This window comes from Luteolibacter pohnpeiensis, from assembly GCF_016595435.1.
GTDB lineage: Bacteria > Verrucomicrobiota > Verrucomicrobiia > Verrucomicrobiales > Akkermansiaceae > Luteolibacter > Luteolibacter pohnpeiensis.
The window spans coordinates 219,176-243,628 of record NZ_JAENIJ010000001.1; the positions used below are offsets into that span (position 1 = coordinate 219,176).

18 protein-coding genes are annotated in these 24,453 nt (G+C 53.8%); 9 read left to right on the forward strand and 9 right to left on the reverse strand.

Features of this window, described 5'->3' with window-relative positions; genetic code table 11:
* Positions 1 to 81: 81 nt before the first annotated feature.
* Positions 82 to 5,691, reverse strand: a complete 5,610-nt coding sequence (locus tag JIN85_RS00965) for a tetratricopeptide repeat protein (RefSeq protein WP_200266673.1) — start codon at positions 5,689 to 5,691, stop codon at positions 82 to 84.
* 272 nt (positions 5,692 to 5,963) lie between these two features.
* Here JIN85_RS00965 and JIN85_RS00970 point away from each other — a divergent pair, with 272 nt between their 5' ends.
* Positions 5,964 to 6,338, forward strand: a complete 375-nt coding sequence (locus JIN85_RS00970) for a zinc ribbon domain-containing protein (protein WP_200266791.1) — start codon at positions 5,964 to 5,966, stop codon at positions 6,336 to 6,338.
* 31 nt (positions 6,339 to 6,369) lie between these two features.
* Here the strand turns inward: JIN85_RS00970 and JIN85_RS00975 are convergent, their stop codons facing one another.
* A complete protein-coding gene (locus JIN85_RS00975; RefSeq protein ID WP_200266675.1) occupies positions 6,370 to 8,538 on the reverse strand; it encodes a DUF4886 domain-containing protein in 2,169 nt (722 codons plus the stop codon).
* A 153-nt stretch (positions 8,539 to 8,691) separates the two neighbouring features.
* Between JIN85_RS00975 and JIN85_RS00980 the strand changes: the two genes are divergently transcribed.
* The 4 genes from JIN85_RS00980 to JIN85_RS00995 all read left to right on the forward strand — a co-directional run bounded on the left by JIN85_RS00980 (position 8,692) and on the right by JIN85_RS00995 (position 12,243).
* Positions 8,692 to 9,288, forward strand: coding sequence for a sigma-70 family RNA polymerase sigma factor (locus JIN85_RS00980; protein WP_200266677.1), 597 nt, complete (start codon positions 8,692 to 8,694; stop codon positions 9,286 to 9,288).
* Positions 9,285 to 10,964, forward strand: coding sequence for a DASS family sodium-coupled anion symporter (locus JIN85_RS00985; RefSeq protein ID WP_200266679.1), 1,680 nt, complete (start codon positions 9,285 to 9,287; stop codon positions 10,962 to 10,964). The genes JIN85_RS00980 and JIN85_RS00985 overlap by 4 nt, the downstream gene beginning before the upstream one ends.
* Positions 10,965 to 11,074: 110 nt before the next feature.
* Complete coding sequence (locus JIN85_RS00990) at positions 11,075 to 11,764, forward strand: PEP-CTERM sorting domain-containing protein (protein ID WP_200266681.1); 690 nt, start codon at positions 11,075 to 11,077, stop codon at positions 11,762 to 11,764.
* A 92-nt stretch (positions 11,765 to 11,856) separates the two neighbouring features.
* Positions 11,857 to 12,243 carry a metallopeptidase family protein gene (locus tag JIN85_RS00995; RefSeq protein ID WP_200266683.1) on the forward strand — a complete coding sequence of 129 codons (387 nt, stop codon included), beginning with the start codon at positions 11,857 to 11,859 and terminating at the stop codon, positions 12,241 to 12,243.
* A 15-nt stretch (positions 12,244 to 12,258) separates the two neighbouring features.
* Here JIN85_RS00995 and purN read toward each other — a convergent pair whose 3' ends face one another.
* A complete protein-coding gene (purN, locus tag JIN85_RS01000; protein WP_200266685.1) occupies positions 12,259 to 12,831 on the reverse strand; it encodes a phosphoribosylglycinamide formyltransferase in 573 nt (190 codons plus the stop codon).
* A gap of 95 nt (positions 12,832 to 12,926) precedes the next feature.
* Between purN and JIN85_RS01005 the strand changes: the two genes are divergently transcribed.
* Positions 12,927 to 14,027, forward strand: coding sequence for an aminopeptidase (locus tag JIN85_RS01005; RefSeq protein ID WP_200266687.1), 1,101 nt, complete (start codon positions 12,927 to 12,929; stop codon positions 14,025 to 14,027).
* An 80-nt stretch (positions 14,028 to 14,107) separates the two neighbouring features.
* Here the strand turns inward: JIN85_RS01005 and JIN85_RS01010 are convergent, their stop codons facing one another.
* The 6 genes from JIN85_RS01010 to JIN85_RS01035 all read right to left on the reverse strand — a co-directional run bounded on the left by JIN85_RS01010 (position 14,108) and on the right by JIN85_RS01035 (position 19,070).
* On the reverse strand, positions 14,108 to 14,761 hold the full coding sequence (locus JIN85_RS01010) for a hypothetical protein (RefSeq protein ID WP_200266689.1): 654 nt from the start codon (positions 14,759 to 14,761) through the stop codon (positions 14,108 to 14,110).
* A complete protein-coding gene (locus JIN85_RS01015) occupies positions 14,758 to 15,936 on the reverse strand; it encodes a POT family MFS transporter (protein WP_200266691.1) in 1,179 nt (392 codons plus the stop codon). Before JIN85_RS01015 ends, JIN85_RS01010 begins: the two co-directional genes overlap by 4 nt.
* A 101-nt stretch (positions 15,937 to 16,037) precedes the next feature.
* The gene (locus JIN85_RS01020) at positions 16,038 to 17,039 is read right to left on the reverse strand and encodes a beta-ketoacyl-ACP synthase III (RefSeq protein WP_234047154.1); all 1,002 of its coding nucleotides are present in this window, start codon (positions 17,037 to 17,039) and stop codon (positions 16,038 to 16,040) included.
* A gap of 195 nt (positions 17,040 to 17,234) precedes the next feature.
* Complete coding sequence (plsX, locus tag JIN85_RS01025; RefSeq protein ID WP_200266693.1) at positions 17,235 to 18,272, reverse strand: phosphate acyltransferase PlsX; 1,038 nt, start codon at positions 18,270 to 18,272, stop codon at positions 17,235 to 17,237.
* Positions 18,273 to 18,370: 98 nt separating this feature from the next.
* On the reverse strand, positions 18,371 to 18,553 hold the full coding sequence (gene rpmF, locus JIN85_RS01030; RefSeq protein ID WP_200266695.1) for a 50S ribosomal protein L32: 183 nt from the start codon (positions 18,551 to 18,553) through the stop codon (positions 18,371 to 18,373).
* Positions 18,554 to 18,566: 13 nt separating this feature from the next.
* Positions 18,567 to 19,070, reverse strand: a complete 504-nt coding sequence (locus JIN85_RS01035) for a YceD family protein (RefSeq protein ID WP_200266697.1) — start codon at positions 19,068 to 19,070, stop codon at positions 18,567 to 18,569.
* Between the two features lie 433 nt (positions 19,071 to 19,503).
* Between JIN85_RS01035 and JIN85_RS01040 the strand changes: the two genes are divergently transcribed.
* The 3 genes from JIN85_RS01040 (at position 19,504) to JIN85_RS01050 (ending at position 24,415) form a co-directional block, all read left to right on the forward strand.
* A complete protein-coding gene (locus JIN85_RS01040) occupies positions 19,504 to 20,592 on the forward strand; it encodes a ribonucleotide-diphosphate reductase subunit beta (protein WP_200266699.1) in 1,089 nt (362 codons plus the stop codon).
* Between the two features lie 69 nt (positions 20,593 to 20,661).
* Positions 20,662 to 21,081, forward strand: coding sequence for a four helix bundle protein (locus JIN85_RS01045; RefSeq protein ID WP_200266701.1), 420 nt, complete (start codon positions 20,662 to 20,664; stop codon positions 21,079 to 21,081).
* A 67-nt stretch (positions 21,082 to 21,148) separates the two neighbouring features.
* Entirely contained in the window at positions 21,149 to 24,415 is a 3,267-nt protein-coding gene (locus JIN85_RS01050; RefSeq protein WP_200266703.1) for a ribonucleoside-diphosphate reductase subunit alpha, read from the forward strand.
* The last annotated feature ends 38 nt before the right edge of the window (positions 24,416 to 24,453 follow it).

Here is a 24,453-nt window from a genome sequence, read left to right on the forward strand (position 1 = left end):
AAGGAAAGAACGGCATGGATTTGCCATATTTGAATGGACAAAGAATCCAATTGAGCAACACCCTTTGCAGGCTCTAACAATTTAATGGTCTTTGGGATAGTCGGCTAAATTCTCAAGTTCGAATCTGAATATTCGGCCGAAGAAATCGACGAAAAACGGCTTACCTTCGGAATCGATGGCAGCGACCCCTGATGGGAGTAGAACACAGCGGTTCTGAACACGGGTTTCTGCGAGCGTTTTGACGCTCCCAGTTCGCAAGGTTAGGATGCTGGAAGGAATAGGGGTTATGTTGGTTGCTGGGCGATTATCAGAACGGAATTCGGGCGTAGTTGGTGGCTGGTTGGTAATGCTCGGTGGGTTGGATTGCCAGCCATCCAAATTTACACTAAAAAAACCATTTCGACATATAGCTCGTAGAATTTTACCGTGCTCCGCAAAATGCAATGAATTCGCTTTTGTTGTTTCGAATAAACGGTGTGGATAGTCTCCAGGTTGGTCTAGCTGGATCAGATGGATTCCTGCATTCTTACCAGGCCATGCAAGATATTTTCCATCCGGCGAAAGAGCAATCTTGTCTAAGGTCTCAGTGTAGATGAATGCAGTAGGCTCCATGCTATAGAGAAGATGGATTTCCTGATCTCTCAGATCTAGTAGATAAAATCGGTTTTCACGGGTATAGTAAATCACGCGACTGTCGGCGAAGCGAATCCATACAATGGCATGGAGCTCGCCACACGAACCATCGATCTTGAAATCTTTAGTAACTTTCGTGCTCAAATCAAACAAGGTTAGCCCCTGGTTGGTCAATGCAACGAATTGATGACTCGAAGGATCGACTAGAACCATTTGTCTAAATCCTTTTAGTTGACCAATTTTTTCGACACCTGGTGGCATGCCGCCAGTGAGAGAGCTATGTTCAATCCAAAGATCAGCGATGTAGATGGCGCTGCCATCATGAGGCTTGCTGCAAGTTAGAACAATCGTGCTGGTGGATTGAGGTGCAACGGATCGGTGGGTGGTGAATTCGCTGTGGAGGCTTGAGAAAGATTGCCAAGTTGGGAAGGGGATTTCGGGTGAAGGATCTTTCGAAAGAGTACTTCGGTCGATCTCATGCCCCGTGGAATCCCGGAAACTCAGTGCCAGCTGGACCCCGCTATTAGACAGTAACCATCCTCGAACACAGGGAGAAGGCGCAATTGGATTACAAGGGAAAGTGAGTAAATCTATAGTCTGGGAACCGGTGTTTTCAGAAATTTCCATAACACGACTCTGTTCGAATGGTCCGTGAATATCTGATGATTTGAAGGGTGGACTCACTTCCGGTGCATCCATGACAATCCTCTCTCTGATTTGAATTGGAACAGACAATCGTATGTTTTTTCCTGACCGTTCTTTCGCGAGTAATGCGATAAATTGGCTGTCTTCTGGCAAATCAAGATCAATTTGTCCTGTTGCTTTTGCCGCTAAAACGGAGTGAAAGGTCTTCATACGATCGACCCGGTTACCGGTTACAAATTCCAAATCGTAGAGACCATCGAGAAAGGAAAAGTCGCAAGATGGAATAGTGTAATCATTTTGCGATTGGATGCTGGATAGTGACCAGCTGATTTTCCACGTTTCGCCGGTGAATATCGCGGATATTTGTGGCTGAGCGCCTGCTGGGTTTCGAGTTATCAGATCCAAGACTTGCTGGCGCCAGTTGCTATTATGAATTTTCGGGTCGAGTGGATATGCAAGCCACGGACGAAATTTTTCGTATAACGAAATATCGGATGAATTACTGGATAGCAACCGGTCGAATAAGGCAAGAACGTGTTGTGAGTACTTTGGGCCAGGTGCAAGGTCCTTCAAAAAAGATGAGGCAATTAACTCAAGTCTGTTTTTGGGAATGGTTTTGAGGGAATTATGATCTGGAAAATTTGTTGCCCACATTTCTCGTGGTGCCTCGGCTTGACTGGTTAATCCACAAAACTCAATCCAGCTCACATCACGTGAATATCTGGCCATGGGCCAAGCGATTTCGTTGAGCATGAATCGTTTCGATTGGGAGTCCTCAGTCGTGATGAGCTGCTTGATTTGAGACCAGTCGGTATCGATAAAAGAGCCATCACCCAGCTTAGTCGCGAGAGTGAATTTGCTAAGACAGTCTTCAAATGACGAGAAAAGATCGCTGAGTTGGCCCGTTGAATGAATGAATCGAAACCGAAGTTTTTCGCCATCATTGGCTAAAAACTTCAGGAGTAGTAGCAGTTTATTTTTGAAGGAAATTTGCTGCTCTTGATTGAGTGACTTTAAGAACGGAATGATCGATTGATCCAAAGTTTCGGGATTAGGATAAGCCGCTAGCTTGATGATTAATCTGACACGTGCAGTCGCTGACGTTTCTGGATATCTCGATTCAGCATCTGCAAGTGGAATGGCTAAATTGAGTTTGATCAGTGCTTCAATATCCAAATCATCGATGTTGAGATCGGTTGGCTGTGTCTGTGAAGCATGATTTGATGGAGTTGTTCGTACAGTGAAATACGCATCAGCTAAAATATCAACCGCTGTGGCCTGGTGATTTTGATCCACCAATTCACTCGCAATTTCAGCCAACATGCGACCGTTTGCTGGAGTTATGGCGCGGTAGCGGTTCAAGATAGGTTTGAGACTCTCTGGCTCGATTTTGGCTAGATGGCGGTAGAGAGGAAGAAAGTCGCTTTGGTCACTGATAGTTGGTATGGGTGATGTCGATTCCTCATCCAAAATGGGGGAATTCAGTAGTAATTCTACCAGTTGGTGATTGTTCTCTCTGGTGAATAGTTCGAAGGGATTCAATCGGGGGGATCTTGAGGAAGGCTGCGTCATGATTTGATGAATCGTTTTCATCAAATAAGAAGGAGAGACCTTGTAGAGTGATTCCATTGCTCTGAGGGCTAGCTCAGGGTTGTTTTCCTCTGTTGCTGCCGCAAGCACATCGGCCGCCACCCATCTTTCTGACGGGTCCAGCTTGAATAGTTGTTTTGCGTAGGGATAGATGGCTTGGGTCGAATGGGTGACATGGAAACTATGAAGGAGGCATCGAACTCGAAGGATGGTGATGTCTGATTTCCTTGCTTCTTCTAGCTGCTTGACTAGATCCTTTTCAAATCCGTCATACAGGTGGTTGTTTATCAGAATTTGATAAGAAGTATTCTCGGGTGAACTATCTGTTGTCCCATGGCTTGAATGAATGGATCGATTTGAATTCCAGAATTGTGAGTATCGGGCCAGTATTTGTTTTGCGAGATCGATTGCCCTTTCTGAATTTGACTCGTCGGATTCGACGCAAATTTTCAGTTGATCAATGATATCCAAGGAATGGCTGTCACTCATTCCTGTGGGTAAGTCTTCCGGTTTCGGATCTGCGGAATTGAATTGTCTCTTGATTGTTTCCAGAATTTTTTTTGTATCTCTAACGGGCCGCCGTGCTGGTCTAAGATTATTTGGGACTAGATAGTTGTGATATGCGGTGAATGCGCGTGCTTTAGCTGGACAGAGATACTGATCGCAGTTTTCCAAATAATGGGCAGATTCTTCGGGGGAATGGCCTCTAGCTATTGCTTCTGCAAACAGGAACATCCCGGCTGTTGGATCGATAGGGGAGGTTTTGTTGAAGTTCTCAATACGATCTTTGGCAATTGCTACCACCTTTTCGTCAGGACACAGATATTCACCTGTTTGAACCAGTAAATCATAAACGAGGGTGCGTTCTGGAAAATCTGCGAAGAAGATCCGGAGTCTTGCTTGTAGTTCGGTGTCCAGTTGGTTTGATTCTGGATTGAAATAGGATACACTATTTACCCAAGGTGAGTGAATTGAGATGATTGAAAATATGGTATTCTGGGGCGGAGGGACGCGGTGATGGCCATCTATAGCGCGGTATGAGCTACTTGTGTCGAATCCTTGGCCGAGGATTGATACATCCGGGGGCAAGAATAGGTAAATAAATGACAGTTCAGAGTTAGCCTCTACTTCTTCCAGATTTCTGGGAATGGGTTTTGTCTGAAGGGCCCGATATTTTTCCAATCCAGCTGCTGATTTAGGGATTGCATTGATTATGCTTTGGCGAAATGACTCAGAGTGCTCTCCTGCAGTTACGATTACCTTGGAGATTGCCGTTTCCACGTCGGGATTCGGAACTCCAGAATTAATTAGAAAAGTGAATGTGGAATAGGCGTTAATGTGCAAATCCAGTGGGCTGACTGATCGATCTCCCATCAATAGATCGGGCAATCGATCAAGTAATATAGCTAGAGATTCTTCCGATAATCCATGCTGCCTGGAGCGGTAATTGAAGTAATCTAGCAGTCTGAATCCGGAAATGCTTGGTGGTAAATTCTGGAAATGGCAAAGTGGTATGGTTTTGTCAATTTGATCCTCCAAATCTGCTGCAATCAAATAATAAATCTGTCTTTCAGGGGATAATTTTTCGAACTTCGGATTGGTTTTCAGAATTTGGTAGCATGTTTCTGGTTTTATCAGATTTGATAACCTTCTGAGCGCCTTGTAGGCATTGTCACCCTGATATAGTTCTTGATCACTCAGTTCTTCGTGAAGATCTGTAGCTGCAACTTCTAAATATTTTACAGATTCATTCCTCTTTGTGATTTGGGATGACGCCATGATCAGGTTTAGGTCACTATTTCCTGGATCTGTCGTGAAGATATCCAGCAGGCGTTGCTTGATTTCTGGAGTAACATGACCCATCGGTATTCCGGGGCGACTTGTAAATAAATCTGCCGTTTCAATTTGACCTGTCGGCATATTTAGCCAAGCGATGAGCGGTTGTGAATACCTTCCGCAAAGCTGGAGTAATCGCCGTCTTTCGCCGGTCGTCAGGTCTCCACGGTTCAAGGCTTCGGCTAAATATCGGTTCAAGATAGGTTCGTTATTGGCATGGATCTGATAGAGGGTTTCTAGATCGCCGACGGAAGGTTTTTTGCCAGCCTCTTCAATCGCTTTATTATATTCACTTGTTTGGCCTAGCGCGTCATGCCACAATGCTCTCAAGACTGGCGATTCTGTTTCCTGTAGCAGCTTGTCCACATTGCCTGTGCGCCTAGCAATTTCTAAATGTTGGATCGCCAATTTGGTCCTAACTCTTCCTGCTAGCGGATCCTGTTGTTCCAGAAATGACAGCAATTCCATCGCCTCATCCTGATGGTTGGCAATGACATCGTTCCTTACCACTGAAAGCCATAGTTGAACATTCGAGAGGGAAAGAGTGTCTCCATCATGGATGGTCCTTTTGGCTTCCTCGGTTTCTCCTAATTTCCAGAGAAGTGATGCTTCTCGTGCAATGTCGGTAATGGGTCCTCCTCGCTGCGCATCCAGTGCTGCGGGATAATCGTGATCTTCTTCCAGTAAATTGGTAAGGCATAGCTGGATATTCGGATTTGGCTGTTCTTTAGCCATCGACGCGCGTAACGCGGCGATAAATTCCTTACGATGTTCCGATGACATCGGCAGTCCCACGAAGCCGCTCATGAGAACATCATCTCTCATCACTAAAGTAGGGCGTGGTATGGCTGCTACGACAGTCGCCGGGGTCTTGCCGACAACATCAAAAAAGTCTGGTTTTTGGGTATTCTCCGCTGTTTCGCCAAATGCAGGCGAGAAAATTGGGGATACCCATACCAGCGCCAAAAAAAGAATGGCATGGCTCATCAACATAATGATTCGGGTTAATTTGCGAGAAGGCACTCACCCAATCACCGACTTCAGGTGCTGTAGAGCATTATTTTTAAAAATTGAAAATTTGCTCAAAACTCATGCCCGAAAATGTATCCAGATCATTTGGATTCCATGAATAGGGATAAACATGGATGTTTGAAGGTTGCTCCCGCAGGCACTTATGTGAGGAGATTTCTGCGATTTTGCCGTATGTTTGGACATTTTGGACCAAATCGTTCAACCTCTGGCGGGTTTTCCATGATGTTATGAAGAAGTGTCCCTTTTGTGCCGAAGAAATTCAGGATGATGCGATTAAGTGCAAACATTGCTCCGAGTTTCTCGATGAATCGAAGCGACCCGTCACGGTTGTGCCTCCATCCATCCCGCATGATTATGCCGCCCCAAGCCCTGCACCGGTGCCGTTTTTCTACCGCACTGGTTTCATCGTCTTTCTTTTTCTCCTCTTTCCACCAGTTGCACTTCCATCGATCATTCTCCATCCGCGATTGAACAAAGCCTGGAAAATCGGGCTTTCCATCGCGATTCTTGTTGTTAGCTGGCTGACTTACATTGCACTGAAATCGTTCATCAATCAATTGAACGAAGAAATGAAAGTCTTGAACCAAGGTTTTGGTGTCTGAATCTTGCTTGATTGTCTAACTTCATATCACTTCAAGGCTTTGTAAAAGATAGCCTGAAAAAGCGAGATGGCTCCGTTATCAGTTCGGTGTAAGGCGGCTGCGGTGATGGTGATATTTCGGTCCAGTCCTCGCCAAGATCGACGTTGGATTCCAAGACACCGGTGCCGGACCAATCGACCACAATGTTTCCTTGCACGACCACGGGTTTGTAGAGTTGAGGCTCTTCTGTTGATGAAGCGCTGATGATCAGGGCGCCGAGATAAGTGAAGTGATAAGCATTGTTGTTCGAGGAACCCGGAGATACTTCAATGGTTAGAACTCCTTCTGCCGTGGGTGTCAGATCCGTCAGGACAGCAACTGTGTTGATGTTGTTAGATGGATTCAACGAGGTTGAGTTTACGCTAGCTCCGGTAACCGTATAAAGTGTCTCACGATTATCGGAAACATCAGTTCGTGAAGCGTAAAACGTGAGCGAATAGGTCATCGCTGGATCCAGTCCGGTGATTTTGAAGGCTGGGAAAATATTCGCGCGTTCGTTGAAGAACTCGGTGTTTCCGTAAAACGAATCCTGGCTTGCTGTCGTTGGGAAATCAGTCGCTGTTAGAGTGCCGTTCGGGTTCGCATCGTTGAACCGTCGTATCATTTCCAATTGAAGGTTTCCTGCATTTCCTGCCTCGTCCAATAGTGGGCCAAGCACTCCGGAATCTGTGGCGGCGACAGCAGAAGTGACATTGTTCCAGGTCCGGTCGGGATCGGTGGTGGAGCTGGTAACGGTCGCTCCAAAATCACAATACCAACTGCTGCCCGAAGCGGACTGGGCGTGGGTGATGAAGAGAGATCCGGCGGAAAAGGCATTGCCAGCGATGTCGGTGACCACTGGATTCACGCCAACCACAAATCCATCTTCCACGGAGCTTTCCAGCACCAGCGTGACCGATTTTCCGTCGGACGAAAGCGTGGCGGAAATGACTTTCACGACTTCGCCATGGTAGGCGACGGTGTAATTCGCCGCGATCGCCGCTTGTTCGGAAGCAAGCGCTTCACTGAAGCCCAGCTGGATCGTCGTGGAATCCGTTAAGCTGGCTTCCAGCGGCGTGGGGGGCACTTCATCCGATGTTACGGTCAAAACCACCGGGTCGCTGGTCAGGGTCGAAACTGCATTGGTGATTTCCACTTTAAAAACAGCTCCATTCAAATCTGAATCTGCAGCTTGGATGGTATAGCTTAATTCATTCGCACCATCGATCGCTTTATCGTTCTTGAACCACTGGATGGATTCCGGCTCCGATCCGCGAATCAGCGCGTTAAAAGTTACCGATTGGTTTTCGCTAACCGTTTGGGAAGTAGGCTGGCTGACAAATGATAATTCCACCGTTCCGGTCACGGTTTGCCAGGCCATGCGTTCGAGAAATGCCGGATCTTCCGTTAGATTCAATCCCAAGGAACTGATCGCCTCCTCCGTGTGCAGTCCTTCCGGGCTTTCGCCGTAGATGGTTGCATAGAAAACCGCCGCGCTGAGGAAGTATCCATTGTCATTTCCGTGGTATTCGTCACTGCCGTGCAAGTCCGCGAAATCCGTATCCGATTCGGCGAGCAAACCGCCCGCGTTTTCCCATGCATCGCCGACCGGGGAGATGAGGACTGGTGCGTTCTCAGGATGATCGGTGGTTAAGGCAAGGGCGAGAGCTTGATAGTTGGTGCGCAGCTCCGATTGCATCTCTGAGGTGGTCGCGAACGTGCTGGCGGTCGAGCTACCCGTGATCAATGAATGTTTCGCGCTGCGCGCCCAGGTTTCGTAAAGGATCACCTGAGTCGCCGAATGATTCGCGATAACGCGATCATATAAAAGCGTTCCATAAGTCATGTGATCCTCGACGCTGCCAATGTGAGTGGGTTGCGTTGAGTAGTTTTGCAGGATCACGTAGTCCCATTGGCGCGATGCAATCGCAGCCTGGCTGGTGGCATCATTTTCATGAAATTCAAAGCTCTGCCCGCCAACGGCCCGCATTTCCGTGGTCGGATCTTCATGGCCTCCGGCGATCGCGAGTCGGTCGAAAATTTCAGGCACACTGGTAGTGCCTCCCTCGCCATAGGTGAAACTATTACCTATAAATAAAATCTTTTGCTCGGCATGAGTCGAAATGCTGAGGGCAAAAAGCGTGGCAGCGGAAAGAAAACCGGAAATGTGAATTCTAGGCATGGGTAGGTTCATTCAATGGGTTTCGGAAGATTGGCTTAGAAAGGGTGTGCCGAAATGGCGGAGTACCACTCTTTTTTCCTCCCCGACTGTTTTTTCTCCGCCACGGAAAAACATTGCCGCATTGGAAATTTCCGGGCTTGGTGAACTTGCAACATGTGCCGCCACATGATGGACGAATCGACCGAGAAGACCTTGATCAATGCCTCTAAGCTGGGGGACATCGCTGCTTTCGACGAACTCGTGAAGTCGAACCAAGCCAGCATCCGCGCGTACTTCCGCATGCGAGTCTTCGATTGGGCGGCGGCTGATGATCTGGCGCAGGAAGTTTTTCTAACCGCTTACAAGCGACTGGGAACCTTCCGCGGTGAAGCCCGGTTCGGTGCCTGGACCCGTGGAATCGCCTCCAATCACTTGCGCAACTGGTTGCGCCAGCGTCGCGATGAACCCGTTGGCGGTGGGGAAGAGCTGCAATCGCTTTTCACCAGCCAGATCGACCTCAGCTACCAATTCGAAAGTTCGGTTGAACCCGAGCCGGAGGAGGCGGTGATGCTCGCGGCCTTGGATAACTGCTTGAGCAAACTCGGCAGGTCCGCGCGCAGCTTGTTAGACGAGCGATACCATGTCGGCAAAACCGTTCGTGAGATTGCAGATGGGACTTCGCGCGGCTATTCGGCCATTGTGATGCAGCTTCTGCGCATCCGGAAAATTCTCGCAACCTGCATCCGCCAGCAGCTCGGTCCCACCCGATGAAAAAGCAGGATGCGGATGAATTGCTGGCCCGTGTCCTCGGCGGCAAATCCAGCGAGGAGGATCGGGCATCGTTACTCGACTGGCTTGCTCAAAACCAGGACCAGCGATCAGAAGCAGCTGAGCAGTTGGTGATCGATAGCCTGCTCGGTGTGACTTTGGAAAAGAATTCCGGCGATGATTTTCGAGATCGTCTCCTGCAAAGACTGGCACTCGAACAAGAGCGGAGATCATTCCAAAATCTGGGTGCCAGAGTGCAGCTGAATAGCCGCAAGCTTGGGTTCATCCTCGGCCCGCTGTTGGCGACGATCAGCTGGTTCCTGCTCCATTTTCTGCTGGCGGATGCTCCGGCGATCGCTGGAAAAGCGGCACCTGCGTGTTGGGCTGGCGCGGTGCTCATCTGGTGCGTGGTGTGGTGGATTTTCGAACCGGTACCCATCGCCGCTACTTCGCTCATTCCACTCGCGCTTTTTCCGCTGTTCGGAGTTTTGGACGAAGTCGAGATTGCGGATTCTTATGCCAATCACTTGGTTATACTTTTCCTTTCAGGCTTTATGCTTTCGCGCGCGATGGAGCAGAGCGGCGCCCACCGGAGGCTGGCACTGGGGCTTGTTAGAATGATCGGTGGCTCGGGAGGGCGGCCCTTGGTGCTCGCTTGCATGATTGCTTCCGCGGGTCTCAGCATGTGGACATCGAACACGGTGACGGTGCTCATTTTGCTGCCGATTGTGATCGCGATTATCGATCAACGGCGGGATCGCCAGCTTGCGACGCCGCTTTTGCTTGGGATTGCTTATGCCGCGGCCATTGGCGGGATTGCTTCGCCCATTGGCACTCCACCGAATGCCGTGCTCATTGCCCAGGCAGATTTGCTCGTCGCAGCGGGGCAGCTTGCGCATCCGGTTGGATTCGTCGATTGGGTCAAATTCGGGCTGCCTGTTTCGCTCATTCTGGTTCCTCTGGCCTGGCTGTGGCTCACACGCGGAATTTTACCAGCCGCTCCGTTTCGCATCGCGCCGCTCGGTCCTTGGAGGAAAGCGGAAGTCCGCGTTTCCTTGGTCCTCGGGTTGACCGCAGTGCTCTGGATGACCCGCTCGGATCCCTACGGCGGCTGGAGTTCGCTACTCGGGGTGCCGACCCTGAAAGACAGCACCGTCGGCCTGTTGGCGGTGATCGCGCTTTTCCTCATTCCCAACGGCAACCGGGATGGAAAAAATCTGCTGGAGTGGGAGCACGCCGCGAAAATTCCCTGGAACGTTCTCATCCTGTTAGGCAGCGGTATCGCCATCGGAAATGCCATCGCCGCCACCGGTCTCAGCCAGGCGATTGCAGAAAACCTCAATCTACTTGGCGGGCTTTCGACCTTGCCCATGGTGGTTGTCGTCGTCATCGCGGTTAGCCTTCTCACCGAAATTGGCAGCAACACGGCCACTTCCACCATTTTACTTCCGCTGCTAGCAGCTACCGCTCTCGCCGCGCAGATTCCGCCCATGCTGTTGATGGTTCCGGCTGCCATGGCAACGAGTTGCTCGTTTCTGCTTCCCGTGGCAACGCCGCCCAATGCGGTGGTGTTTGCCGTTGGTGAGTTTTCCATCCGCAGAATGCTTTTCGAAGGAATGGTGCTGAAAGCCATCAGCGCGGTGGTCATCATTGCCGTTTGCTACCTGATGATGGCCTGAGGCGATATTTTTCGTTTTTTGGTGTGGTACGATTCCTCGGTTCGACACCCACATTAGACCGGCATCCATTTTGCCGGTCGGAAATCGTAACCCAATTCCAGGAAACCTACATGATCCCCAAACTATTGATCCCTGCCATTGCGGCAGTCTTCGCTACCGGTTCCTTAAACGCCGCAGTCGTTTACATCGATTTCGGTGGCAGCGACACCAGTGGAAACTGGAACTCCATCACCGATGAAGTCAGTGGCTCCATCCTCGATGCCATCGACAGCAACGGCCAGTTTACCGGCATCTACGTGGAAGTGACCTCCCGCTTCAATGCCTCCAACTACACCGGCACAACCGATTCCTCAGCGGGCTATCCATCGACTGCGACCGGCGATTCGTTCTATGGCAACGCCTATCAGGCATACAACGGGCAACCGATCATTGCCAGCTCCACCGTGACGTTTTCCAATCTCACCGCCGGTGTGCAGTACAGTTTCACCTTTTACGCCTCACGCGTCGGCGTGGCCGACAACCGCATCACCCGCTACACGCTCACCGGAGAGGGCGATGCGGAGTATGTTGAACTGAATACCTCTAACAACGTCACCAATTCCGTCACGATTTATGACGTCGTCGCGGATGAGAATGGTGAAATCACGTTGGATGTAGGTGCAGGCACTGGGAATGACAACACGACCGGGTTTTACTACCTCGGAGTGGTTGAAATCAATTACGTCGTCCCTGAGCCGACTTCCGGCATTCTTGCTCTGAGCGGCCTTGCTCTCGCGACCTTGCGCAGACGGCGGCGCTAGGCTGAGATTTCGCATCCTTCCTTACATCGGACCCGATAGTTGGAGCATGTAAGGAAGGTTTCTCGCGCCAGGGGTGAATTGCCGTTGAGTTGGTGAATTTCGCGATTGCCGGACTGCCGCTGGCGGCTAGAAGTCCGATGATGAACTTTGAGTCGTTGAAAGCTTGGGCGGAGGAGGAGACCCGCGCGGTGGTGAAGATTTTACCGAAAGAGGTAAAAGAGGCCGCCGGCAAATGTGCGGTTTCATACGAAACCAAACCGGCCGCGGATCAGGACGATGACGATTTAAAAGGCGATGAGCTGGGGGTTTTTGTCGGCGCTTCGCATGATGAGATCGACGGCGAACTGCCGCCGAGGATCCGGCTCTTCCTCAGCAACGTTTGGGAATGGGTGGAGGAAGATGAACAGGATTTTCGCGACGAAGTCGGAACCGTCTACCTCAATGAGCTGGGACTGTTTCTCGACTCGATCGGCGGTTGAGCGAATCGACCCGGATCAATTGGCGGTCGCGATTTTGGCAATCGCCGCCGGGTAGAGCCGGTGTTCGATTTCCTGAATCCGCGCATGTAGGGATTCCGCTGTGTCGTCGGGAAGAATGGCGAGTTTTTCCTGCATCACCACCGGGCCGGTGTCCATGCCCGCATCGACCTGATGAACCGTGCAACCGGTTTCGGTAGCTCCGGCTTCCAGCGCCTGCTTCCACGCGGCGATGCCTGGGAACGCGGGTAGCAGGGAAGGGTGGATGTTGAGAATCCGGTTCGGAAACGCATGGAGCAGCGGGGCTTTGACCAGCCGCATGAAACCGGCGAGGCAGACGAGTTCCACGCCCGCTCCCTTGAGCTGGCTTGCGACAGCAGCTTGCGCCTCATCGGGAAACTTGTTGCGGAAGCCATGGCAATCGATCACATGCGCTGGAATGCCGCGCAGCCGGGCACGTTCCAGGATGTAGGCATCGGGATGATCGGAAAGGACGATCACCACCTTGGCGTCGAGAGTTCCTGCGTCGATCGCATCGAGAATTGCCTGAAGATTTGAGCCTGAACCAGAACCGAGAACGCCAAGAAGCATGGAGCTGGTTTAGAGGCTGATGGAGCGGTGCCAAGTTTTTTGTTCAGGCGACTTGGAGCTTGGAAAATGCAGGTCGGGAGGTTAGTTGCATCGGCATGCACGACTCCAGAATCGACGCTCTCGCCCGCCAATTGGTCCGATACTCCACCGCGCTGAAAAAAGGCGAAAAGGTGTTGATCGATTTATACGATGTCCCGGATTCCATCGGCATCGCTTTGGTGCGCGAAGCGCGGGCGAAGGGGGCGTTTCCATTCGTGCGGATTCACCAATCCCGCCTGACCCGTGAAATGATGCAAGGAGCGGCCGATGATCAATATGAGATCGCGGCGAAATTGCTGCTCGCGGAAATGAAGGAAATGGACGCCTACATCGCCGTGCGTGGTGGCCAGAACATTTCGGAAACCTCTGATGTACCTGCGGCGAAAATGCAGCTGGTCATGAAGCACATGCGGCCGGTGATGGATCATCGCGTGCGCAAGACCAAGTGGTGCGTGCTGCGCTGGCCAAGCCCATCCATGGCGCAGCAAGCGTCGATGAGCACCGAGGCGTTCGAGGATTTCTACTTCGATGTCTGCCTGTTAGATTACAAGGCGCTGGTTCCAGCGATGAATGCGCTGAAGAAATTGATGGATAAGACCGACCGGGTGGAGCTCATCGGACCGGGAACGGATCTGCGATTTTCCATCAAGGACATCCCAGCCATTGTTTGCGGCGGCAACTACAACATTCCGGACGGCGAAGTCTTCACTGCACCGGTCCGCGATTCGGTCGAGGGCTACATCACCTACAATGCACCGACGATCTATCAAGGCATCGCGTTCGATGGCATCCGTCTGGAATTCGAAAAAGGCAAGATCGTCAAAGGCGAAGCCGGTGCCAAAACCAAGGCGCTCAACAAGATTTTGGACAGCGACGAAGGGGCCCGCTACATCGGCGAGTTCGCCCTCGGTTTCCATCCGAAGATCAAAGAGCCGATGCGCGACATTTTGTTCGACGAGAAAATCGCCGGCTCGTTCCACTTCACGCCCGGCCAGGCCTACGAGGATGCGGACAACGGCAACCGCTCGCAAGTTCACTGGGACATGGTGAACATCCAGCGCAAGGACTACGGCGGTGGCGAAGTTTGGTTCGACGGCAAGCTCATCCGCAAAGACGGAGTGTTCCTGCCAAAGGCATTGGCGAAATTGAATGGCTGAGACGCCTAACTTTTCAAAATCAAAAAGGCGCACCCTCATTTGGAGGATGCGCCTTTTTTGTGGGAGACGGCTGAATCGGATCAGTCGTTCATGTAAGTCTTGTAGCGGTAGGCGATGGCGTAAGGGATGAACAGTACCGCAGTAGCCAGAGCCAGAAGGGCAAAGAAACGGAAGTAGCTGGCACCCTCGAGTTTGCTCTGACCGCCGCTGAACTCGGTGTAGCGGAATCCGTTTTCGGCGGGTGGGTCCACGACCTTGAGCTCAGCCTTGCGCTTGGCGAGCCATGAGTCCGGGTTGATGGTTTCGGCACTGATTTTTTCGACCGTCATGCCGATGTCCCACTCGGTTCCCGCCTTGCGATCCGGACCGTCACTCATCAGGCGGACTTTTGAGGAATCGACCAGGCTGTAACGGATCGGGTTGCCGAATTTGTCGGTGGCATTGCCGACGATCTTCTGACCTTCCTCAGGACTTGGGAATTTGCCTTCGGCGGCAGCGGCTGCGGTTTCGATCCGTTTGGCAGCATCGACAAACACCTCATGGCCGGGAATTTCCAGCGATTTGATTTCGCCCTTGGTGGTGTGGGCGACGAGATCGTCATCGGTGCCGGTTTTGCCGTCGTAACCGGGGAGGACGACGTTGCTCGGTGAATCCTGCCAATTGGCTGGGAGTTTGACGGTTGCCTCGGGCAATTGCGATTCCGCCGGCTCAGGAATATTGATGTAGTGGTTCACTTGGGCGGTGAATTGGTTGCCCAGGAAAACGCCATGATCCAGGATTTCATCGCCTTTGGAGCCTGCGTGTAGCAGAACTCAAGCGACACAATGGAGACCAGAATTTCCGAGGCGGTGAGCAGGAAATATGGCAGCAGCTGCCAAAGAATCGATGGTCGCTGGCCATTGTCGATCCAACTTTGGATCATCGTGGAAGCTCCGAAGGACGCGGCGAGCAGGAAGAAACCCACGCTGATTTTGCGCAGCGGTGTTAGCGTGATGACTTTGCTGGCGGCGGGGTAAACCAGGAAGGTGAACAGAGGGATGAACGCGAGAATCAAGATGGGATTGACCGCCTGAATCTGGGATTCCAGCAGCGTGATGCCACCCACGGTGAGGTTCATCTTTTGAGCCTGCAGCACCCATGAAGAGCCGGTTTGGTCGAACAAGGCCCAAAATACCGCGTTAAAAACGAACAGCGGCAGGATTTTGGCGATCGCCTTGAGTCCGCCGCCATCGAGGATTTCTTTAAAGAAAGCAGCTCCAGCTGGAGGCACGTGGATGAATCGGTTGCGGCCCATCCAGAACATCAGGGTCGCGATCGCCATCAGCACACCGGGAACGCCGAATGCCCAGTGTGGACCGTAGTATTCCAACAGCCACGGGGTGAGGAGGGTGGAAAAGAAGGAGCCGAAGTTGATGGAAAAGTAGAACCAGTTGTAGACCCGGGTGAGGAGATGCTGGTTACTCTTGCCGAATTGGTCACCGACGTGGGCGGAAACGCAGGGTTTGATGCCGCCGGAACCGAAGCAGATCAGACCGAGACCGGCCACCATCCAGGCAAACGAGCCACCGACGGAGCCCATGCACGCCAACGCGGCATGACCCAGGCAGTAGACGATCGAGAGCCAGAGGATCGTGTTGTATTTGCCAAAAAAAACATCGGCCAGGATCGCGCCCAGCAGCGGAGTGAAGTAAACCCAGCTGGAAAATTGGTGGTAATACTCGATCGCTTTGGTCTCGTGCAGCGCCTGCACCGGCGCGGAGTCCATCAGGTGCAGGTATTGGATCATGAAGACGGTGAGGATCGTCTTCATGCCATAGAACGAGAACCTTTCAGCTGCTTCGTTGCCGATGATGTATGGGATGCCGGATGGCATTCGAGTGGTATCGGTCGGGGCGCTGCGGTAAGACATAGGTCGGTGTTAGATGGGCTTGGGAAAGGAGCTTCGGCCAGGAAGCACAATGTCTGCCGGAACCGGAACAAATTCCCCCGGCAGCATATCAAACGGCTGGATTACCAGCGCACGGCAGCAGCGGCCCAGGTCAGGCCTGCACCAAAAACCACGAGCACGATATGATCGCCACGCTTGAACGCGCCGGATCGGTTTGCCTCGTCCAGTGCAATGGCCACCGCGGCGGCTGAGGTGTTGCCGTATTTGTGCAAATTGACGAAAACCCGTTCGTTTGGCACCGCGAGGCGGTCGGCGATGGCATCGATGATCCGCAGGTTGGCCTGATGGGGGATGACGCAGGCGATTTGCTCGGGCTGCAGGCCGGAGCGCTCGATGACTTTTTCAGCGGCTTCCTTCATGCGGATGACCGCGTGCTTGAAGACTTCCTTGCCGAGCATGGCCAGGCTGGCGAGGTGTTTGCCGGCATTTTCCGGTGTGATCGGGCAGGCCGAGCCACCGCCGGGGATGTTGAGAAGGTGGGTCAGGTTGCCGTCGGTGCCCATTTCGGTCGCCAGAATCGAGCCTTCGCCTGGTTCGGCGCGGCGAAGCACGGCAGCTCCAGCACCGTCACCAAAGAGCACGCAGGTGCCGCGATCCTCCCAGTTCACAAAGGCGGAAAGTTTTTCAGCGCCAATGATCAGCGCATTCTTGAAGGCACCGTCCGAAATCATCCGTTTGGACAACTTCATGGCATAAAGGAATCCCGAGCAGGCGGCGGAAATATCGAAAGCGACGGCGCGTTTGGCTCCCAGCATTTGCTGAACGTAGCAAGCGGTGGCCGGGGTGAAGGTGTCGGGAGTGATGGTGGCAACGATGATCAGCTCGATGTCCTCGGCGGCAATGCCAGCTTGTTCCAGCGCGCGTTCGGCGGCTTTTGCGGCCATGTGGGACGTGTATTCGCCCTCTGCGGCAATCCGGCGCTCCTTGATGCCGGTGCGGGTGACGATCCACTCATCGCTGGTATCCACAAGCGTCGCCAACTCCTCATTGGTCAGGATTTTCTCAGGGACATAGCTGCCGGTTCCGGCGATGCAGACTTCAATGGAGGAAGCGGATTCACTCATGTGGCCGGAGCGTGGAATTGCAGGAGCGGGGGAACAAGTTCAATTTGAATGCGCTCGTCCCGAAATACCCGAAATGCTGGGTTGGATCCTCACCGTCAGGTTGATAGCGCAGATGCCTCTGCCGTTGCAGAAGTCAGTGGAAATCTCGGCGCGATGAGCCATCGCGCCGTAACCCGTTTTTTCAGATCAATCAGATCAAGCCTCGATGACTTCGGCAGCAGGGGATTCGTGGAGAGCGGCAAGCGCCTCTTCGATCCGTGGATTGACGCCGTGTTCGACGGTTTCTACTGCCACGCGGATGGCGTTTTGAATCGCAAGCGCGGAGGATGAACCGTGGGCGATGATGACCACGCCATTCACACCGAGCAGCGGACTGCCGCCGTAAGTTTCGTAACTGCTCTTTTCCTTCAGTGCTTTGAAGGCGCCGCTGGCCAGAGCGGCACCGCAAAGGCGCAGGGGATTGCCCTTGAGCTCGGCCTTCAGCCATTTCGAAACGGCCTTGGCGGTGGCTTCGACGCTTTTGAGGACGATGTTGCCGACAAAACCGTCGCAGAGCACGACGTCCAATTCAGAGTCGAACAGGTCGTGGCCTTCGACATTGCCGATGAAATTGATGCCCGGAGTGGCGCGCAGGCGCTTGAATGTTTCCTTGGTGAAAGTCGTGCCTTTTTCGTCTTCCTCACCGTTCGACATCAGGCCCACCCGTGGGTTCTTGACGCCCAGAACGTGGCGGGCGAAGGCGGTGCCCATGATGGCGTAGGCAACCAGATGTTCCGGTTTGGCCTCTGGATTCGCGCCTGCATCGAGAATGTTGCAAAGCCCGTGTTCGTTCGGAATGGCGGAGGCGATGCCCGCGCGATCGATTCCTTTGAGCGTGCGCAGCTTCAGGGTCGCCGCGGCCACGGCGGCTCCGGTGTTGCCTGCGGAGACGAAGGCGTCCGCCCGACCGTCCTTCACCATGTCCATCGCGATGCTGATGGAGGACTGCTTCTTGCGACGCACCGTTTTCGCGCCCGGCTCGGACATGCCGATCACTTCCGGGGCGTGGACGATGCTCACGCGCTTGTCATTGAGATTCAGTCCCTGCTTGGCGCATTCCTCCTTCAGAATGTCCTCGTCGCCCACAAGAAAGAGGTGCTCCAGCTTGGGATACAAACGGAGCGCGGCGATGGCTCCTCCGATATTGACCGCAGGCGCGCGGTCTCCTCCCATGGCATCCAGGGCGACTTTCATGTGTGATTCGGCGATCTACGGAAAAAACGATACGAAAATCACCGCGCAAGGAGAGCCCGGCGCGGTCATTTCAAAGATGGATCTTCGATGGAAAGCTCTTAGAGAGCTTCGACATCCAGCACTTGGCGATCGCGATAGTTGCCGCAGGATGGGCAAGCGATGTGGGAAGGAATGCGGGTTCCGCATTCAGGGCAGCTCTTGAAGATCGGTGCACGCCAGCGGTTTGCGCCACGGCGCATTTTTTGACGGCTTTTGGATTGGCGGCGCTTTGGTACGGCCATGGTCGTATGTAGTTTAGGGTTGGTCCTTGAGGTCCTTGAGAGAATCGAGGGCCGACCATCGGTCGCTTCCCTCGGAGCGGGGCGGAGTCCGTAGCCCATCTTCGGGCGTTTTGTCTACTGATAAATATCGAGAATCGATTTCGCAGGGTTCGGGCTCATCTCCCTCGTCACAACGCGGGTCTGCCGGGAAGTTGATCAGGATCTCTTCACGCAAGGCATCCGTAGCATCCACCTCACCCGCGCTTTCGATCTCCAACGACACCGCAGCGTCTTCTAAATGAATGGTTTTCTTGAATTCCTTCAAAGTCACCACGCAGGTGAATTGGAACGGCGCGGACAAGGTTCCGGTCAGCAGGAGCTCAGATCCGAATCGCTGCACCCACAGGTCGTATTCGAGTGGGCCCAATGGCTTCGCATCACCTTCAGGGAGGTCGAAAATCTCCTGCGGCAGCTCGCCGGAATACGCCTTCCCCTCATCAGGAAGGGAGCTTAGTTCGATCTTCAATCGCCTGTTCATGGACAGATCGTAACCCGGCGATTTCATCCGCCAAGTCACAATTCCAGACGAATTGGATGATGCGATGTAAAATTTTTATATCTCTGAATGAAAGATTTGCGATCACTTACGTTGCGCAGTGGTTGGCCTTTCACCCTTTCGAAGTGAATTTTTTAAATTTTTAGGCTTCAGAGAAAAATCAGCGCTCCGTGAAATATTTTAGAGCCCCAAGATAAGCCCGAAAGCCGATTGGCAAATCGCCGGAACTGCTGGAAAAATCGGACCATCGGGCAATCTGCAATTCGGCTATGCATACAACATATGGTATTGTGAATAATTTGTGGATACCACATAAGGAGATTCGGTTTGACCCCGGTGGGCATAATCTGCCACTATCCCCGACGCTGCGCCGCCACGAGCGAGCCGCTCGCCGGCCCCGAAATCACTCTCCACCATGTCTGCCACCACCACCGTCACCCTGGGATCCAAAACCTTCGTCCTCGATCGCGAAAAAGCCGAAGCCGCCTTCGCTGCCAAGCGCGTGATCAACGGCAAGGACACGATGTTCTTCAACATTCTGCCCCTCAAATACCAGTGGGCCTACGATCTCTACAAGACGATGAAGAACAACCACTGGGAGCCGGAAGACATCACGATGCAGAAGGATGTCGAGCAGTGGCGCTCCAACGAAATCACCGATGTCGAGCGGTGGATCATCAAAATGGGCATCGGTTACTTTTCCGCTGCCGAGGGCATCGTCGGTGACAACATCCTTCACGTCGTCCGCGAGGTCGTCACCGCGCCGGAGCTGAAGCTGGTTCTCGGCCGCCACGCGCACGAGGAAAACATCCACGCTGACAGCCTGGTCTACATGCTTTCCTCACTCGGCCTCAACCCGCACGAGTGCGAGGCGATGTTCGAGGACATCCCGACGATTAAGGAAAAGAACCACTTCGTCGTCTCGAACAGCCGCTCGCTGCGCCGCGACATCGACCTCACCGTCACCGAAAACAAGCAGGCGCTCGCCAAGAACATCTTCATGTTCGGCCAGGTCATGGAAGGCACCCAGTTCTACGGCTTGTTCGGCATGATCCTCAGCCTTTACCGGCAGAACAAATTCCCCGGCATCGGCACCATGTTCCGCTACACCATGCGCGACGAATCGAACCACATCGAGGTGTTCCGCAACCTGCTGATGGATCTGATCGATGAAAACCCGGACGTCTGGACCGAGGAATTCCGCGAAGACCTGCGCCAGACGATGGCCGAGGGCATCCGCCTCGAAAAACAATTCATCCGCGACTGCCTGCCGGTTTCCGCGATCGGCCTCAACTCGGACGACTTCGAAACCTACATCGACTACATCGCCGATCGTCGCCTCGTTTCCTGCGGTCTCAATCCGCTCAACGCATCGACCGGCAACCCATTCCCATGGCTGGCCGAGCTGATGGACATCAAAAAAGAAACCAACTTCTTCGAAGGCCGAGTCACCGAATACCAAAAAGCCTCCGCCCTAGGCACCGTCGACGACGACGAGCTTTAACCACCATGGGGTGGTGGAGTGCCAAGTGATCAGTCATCAGTGATCAGTGGAAGAGTAGATTCAAGAACCATGAGCGACATCCAAACATTCGAGGACCTAGAGGTCTGGAAACGCGGCTGCAATCTTGCCGTGGATCTGCATGTTGCTCTGGCAGAGTCCAAGGACTTTGCATTGCGGAATCAAATGGAGCGCTCATCCCTCTCGATCCCTTCGAACATCGCTGAAGGCGCTGAGCGCGACAGCACGGCGGATTTTATCAAATTCCTCCGCTACAGCAAAGGCTCCTGTGGCGAACTCCGTACCCAGCTCTACATTTCCGAGCGCATTCGACAAAGGCTCAACGCTCCGCCGCTCGCGGAGAACCGTGCGATGATCAAAGAAACACGCGAGCTTTCCCGCATGCTGCAAGGTCTCATCAACTCCCTCCATCGCCGCCTTCCTCAAAAAGGAGGACAGGCATCAATCACCCCTTCCTCCTCCGAACCTTAGCCTCCACCCACTGATCACTGCTAACTGATCACTTGGCACTTTCCTTCCCTTACACTCACGCCCGACCATGTATCGCTCCCTCAATCTAAACGAAGACCTCGCCCTGAAACAAGTCGTCACCGATCGCTTCGCGCTCACAGACCGCGGCTTCGCGTGGCGCGATGTGCTTGCCAAAGACAAAACCGTTGCCGTCCCGGACATCACCATCACCCGCGGCAATACCGACACGCAGTTCTCTCTCGCCGACGTGGCCGATGCAATCGGCGACTCGCTGGCCGACCTGCTGATCTCCCGCTCGGAAGATGAAAAATCGATCTTCTCGGATGTGAACCGCAAGTTCGTTTCCGATGTCGCGCACTCGGTCGCTTCGTTCCTCACGAACTCGCTTAAAGCCGATGGCCGCCTGCGCCTTTCCGAGGCCGATCTTTACCTGTTGATCGAAAAAGCTCTGGTCGAAAACGAAGCGCACGATGTCGCGAAGTCGCTGGCATTCCGCCGCTCGATGCAAAAAACCGGCGCGGTCGATGTCCACGTCGGCCCGCACGCGCTGCCGGTCCGCTTGATCCGCCGCAATGGCAATGTCGTCCCTTGGTCGGAGACGAAAATCGAGATCGCGGTGCGCAAGGCGTTCCTCACCATCAAGGAAAATCCGGAGCCAGCCGTCGAGGTCGCCAAGGGCGTGACCGATCGCATCCGCCGCGGCGATTCGTCGTTTGTCCACATCGAGGACGTGCAGGACATGGTGCAGGAGGAGCTGATGCGCCAGGGCCACTACAAGGCCGCGACCCACTATGTGCGCTACCGCGATGAGCGCGCCCGCCTGCGCAAGGAAGAGGAGGAAAATGCGGAGGACGTGAACCAGGAGTTCATGATCACCGTCACCACCGAGGACGGAAAATCCTCGTTCTGGGACGGCAGCGAGCTGCGCAAACGCATCGCCTACGCCATGATCGGCCTCGACATCGCCATGCCGGAATCGGAAATCGAACGCGAACTCCGCCGCTCGGTCGGGTCCGAAATTTCCGAGCGCGATCTGAAAAACACGATCATCCTCAACGCCAAGGCACTGATCGAAAAGGACGCGGATTTCGCGAAGTTCGCCGGCCGTATCCTGCTTTCCTACATCTACGAGGAAGTCCTCGACTGGAGCATTTCCAAGGACGGCATCGAGCAACTCCGCGCCGCCCACCAGGCCGCGTTCAAGAGCTACCTCAAGCACGGCGTCGCCATCAAGCGCCTGCACCCGGACCTGCTCGAGGCCTACAATCTGGACAAGCTGGCCGAGGCCTTCGACCCGACCGCCGACCTCGATTTTGACTACCTCGGCATTCAGACGATGTATGACCGCTACCTCATCGTCGATAAAACCGGTGCCAAGCCGCGCCGCATCGAGACCCCGCAATTCTTCTGGATGCGCGTCGCCATGGGCTTGTTCAAGAAAGAGGAAAAGGACGCGGAAGGCTGGGTCATCCGGCTTTACAACCTCTACAAAGGCCGCCGTTTCTGCTCCTCCACGCCGACGCTTTTCAACTCGGGCACGCTCCACAGCCAGCTCTCGTCCTGCTACCTCTACAAAGTCGACGACTCGATCGAATCGATCATGTATCGCGGCATCGCCGAAAACGCATTCCTCTCGAAATGGGCCGGCGGCCTCGGTGGTTCCTGGACCGCCGTCCGCGGCACCGGTGGCTACATTCAAGGCACCAACGGCGAGTCCCAAGGCATCATCCCATTCCTCAAACTCCACAACGACCAGCTCGTCGCGGTGAATCAGGGCGGCAAGCGTCGCGGCTCCGGCTGCGCCTACCTGGAGTCCTGGCACAACGACATCGAGGACTTCCTTGAGCTGCGCAAAAACACCGGCGACGAACGCCGCCGCTGCCACGACATGAACACCGCCAACTGGGTGCCGGACTTGTTCATGAAGCGCATGGAAGAGCGGGGGACCTGGACCTTGTTCCGCTCCAATGAAGTGCCGGACTTGCACGATCTCTACGGTCAGGCATTCGAGCAACGCTACTGCGAATACGAAGCGCTGGCCGCCGAAGGCAAAATCTGGTCGCGCCAGATGCCCGCGCTCGAGCTGTGGAAATCGATGCTCAAGATGGTCTTCGAAACCGGCCACCCATGGATCACCTTCAAGGACCCATGCAACGTCCGCAGCCCGCAGGACCACGTCGGCGTCATCCACTCGTCGAACCTCTGCACCGAGATCACGCTCAACACGTCCGATCAGGAAACCGCCGTCTGCAACCTCGGCTCGGTCGTGCTCGACACGCACATCACCCCCGATGGCGCGCTCGATCACGAGATGCTGAAGGAAACGATCACCGTCGCCATCCGCGCGCTCGATAACGTGATCGACATCAACTTCTACCCGACGCCTGCCGCGAAAACTGCGAACTCACGCCACCGCCCGATCGGCCTCGGCGTGATGGGCCTGCAGAACGCGCTCTACAAGCGCGGTCTCGCCTTCGCTTCGGACGCCGCGGTTGAGTTCAACGACGAGTTCATGGAAGCGATCGCCTACTATGCCTATAGTGCTTCCAGCGATCTCGCAGCCGAAGTCGGCACCTACTCGACCTACAAGGGCTCGAAGTGGGACCGTGGATTGCTGCCGCAGGACACGGTCGATCTCCTCGCCACCGAGCGCGGCCGCAAGATCGATGTCCCGCGCGGCGGAAAAATGGACTGGTCCGTCGTTCGCGAAAAAATCGCCAAGCACGGCATGCGCAATTCCAACGTGCTCGCCATCGCGCCGACCGCCACCATTTCGAACATCATGGGCACCACCCCCTGCATCGAGCCGAACTACAAGAACCTCTACGTGAAGTCCAACCTCTCCGGCGACTTCATCGTTCTCAACGGCAACCTCGTCAACGACCTCAAAAAAGCCGGTCTCTGGAATCAGGAAATGCTCGATCAGCTCAAGTATTTCGACGGTGAGCTCGACGCCATCGACGACATCCCGGAAGCGATCAAGCAGAAGCACAAGACCGTCTTCGGCATCAGCCACGAATATATCGTCGACGCCGCCGCCCGCCGCCAGAAATGGATCGACCAAAGCCAGTCGGTGAACCTCTTCCTCGCCACCCCGGACATGAAGACCCTGTCTCACATGTATCGCCGTGCCTGGGACAAAGGCCTCAAAACCACCTACTACCTGCGCACCCTGCAAGCGTCCAACATCGAGAAATCCACCATCGACGTCCGCAAAGAGCAACGCGGCATTATGGCCACCCAATCCACCAAACGCGAATTCACCGCCGAAGAAAAAATGGCCTGCTCCATCGATGCCATGATGAACGGCGGGGAATGCGAGGCTTGTCAGTGAGTTCCGGTTGTTATGCGTGACCCGTCCCGCGACACCTT

Excerpts from the sequence above, each read along its gene's own strand:
- JIN85_RS00965 (WP_200266673.1), bottom strand. The coding sequence starts at position 5,691 with ATGAGCCATGCCATTCTTTTTTTGGCGCTGGTATGGGTATCCCCAATT.
- JIN85_RS00970 (WP_200266791.1), top strand. The coding sequence starts at position 5,964 with ATGAAGAAGTGTCCCTTTTGTGCCGAAGAAATTCAGGATGATGCGATT.
- JIN85_RS00975 (WP_200266675.1), bottom strand. The coding sequence starts at position 8,538 with ATGCCTAGAATTCACATTTCCGGTTTTCTTTCCGCTGCCACGCTTTTT.
- JIN85_RS00980 (WP_200266677.1), top strand. The coding sequence starts at position 8,692 with ATGTGCCGCCACATGATGGACGAATCGACCGAGAAGACCTTGATCAAT.
- JIN85_RS00985 (WP_200266679.1), top strand. The coding sequence starts at position 9,285 with ATGAAAAAGCAGGATGCGGATGAATTGCTGGCCCGTGTCCTCGGCGGC.
- JIN85_RS00990 (WP_200266681.1), top strand. The coding sequence starts at position 11,075 with ATGATCCCCAAACTATTGATCCCTGCCATTGCGGCAGTCTTCGCTACC.
- purN (WP_200266685.1), bottom strand. The coding sequence starts at position 12,831 with ATGCTTCTTGGCGTTCTCGGTTCTGGTTCAGGCTCAAATCTTCAGGCA.
- JIN85_RS01005 (WP_200266687.1), top strand. The coding sequence starts at position 12,927 with ATGCACGACTCCAGAATCGACGCTCTCGCCCGCCAATTGGTCCGATAC.
- JIN85_RS01015 (WP_200266691.1), bottom strand. The coding sequence starts at position 15,936 with ATGTCTTACCGCAGCGCCCCGACCGATACCACTCGAATGCCATCCGGC.
- JIN85_RS01020 (WP_234047154.1), bottom strand. The coding sequence starts at position 17,039 with ATGAGTGAATCCGCTTCCTCCATTGAAGTCTGCATCGCCGGAACCGGC.
- plsX (WP_200266693.1), bottom strand. The coding sequence starts at position 18,272 with ATGAAAGTCGCCCTGGATGCCATGGGAGGAGACCGCGCGCCTGCGGTC.
- rpmF (WP_200266695.1), bottom strand. The coding sequence starts at position 18,553 with ATGGCCGTACCAAAGCGCCGCCAATCCAAAAGCCGTCAAAAAATGCGC.
- JIN85_RS01035 (WP_200266697.1), bottom strand. The coding sequence starts at position 19,070 with ATGAACAGGCGATTGAAGATCGAACTAAGCTCCCTTCCTGATGAGGGG.
- JIN85_RS01040 (WP_200266699.1), top strand. The coding sequence starts at position 19,504 with ATGTCTGCCACCACCACCGTCACCCTGGGATCCAAAACCTTCGTCCTC.
- JIN85_RS01045 (WP_200266701.1), top strand. The coding sequence starts at position 20,662 with ATGAGCGACATCCAAACATTCGAGGACCTAGAGGTCTGGAAACGCGGC.
- JIN85_RS01050 (WP_200266703.1), top strand. The coding sequence starts at position 21,149 with ATGTATCGCTCCCTCAATCTAAACGAAGACCTCGCCCTGAAACAAGTC.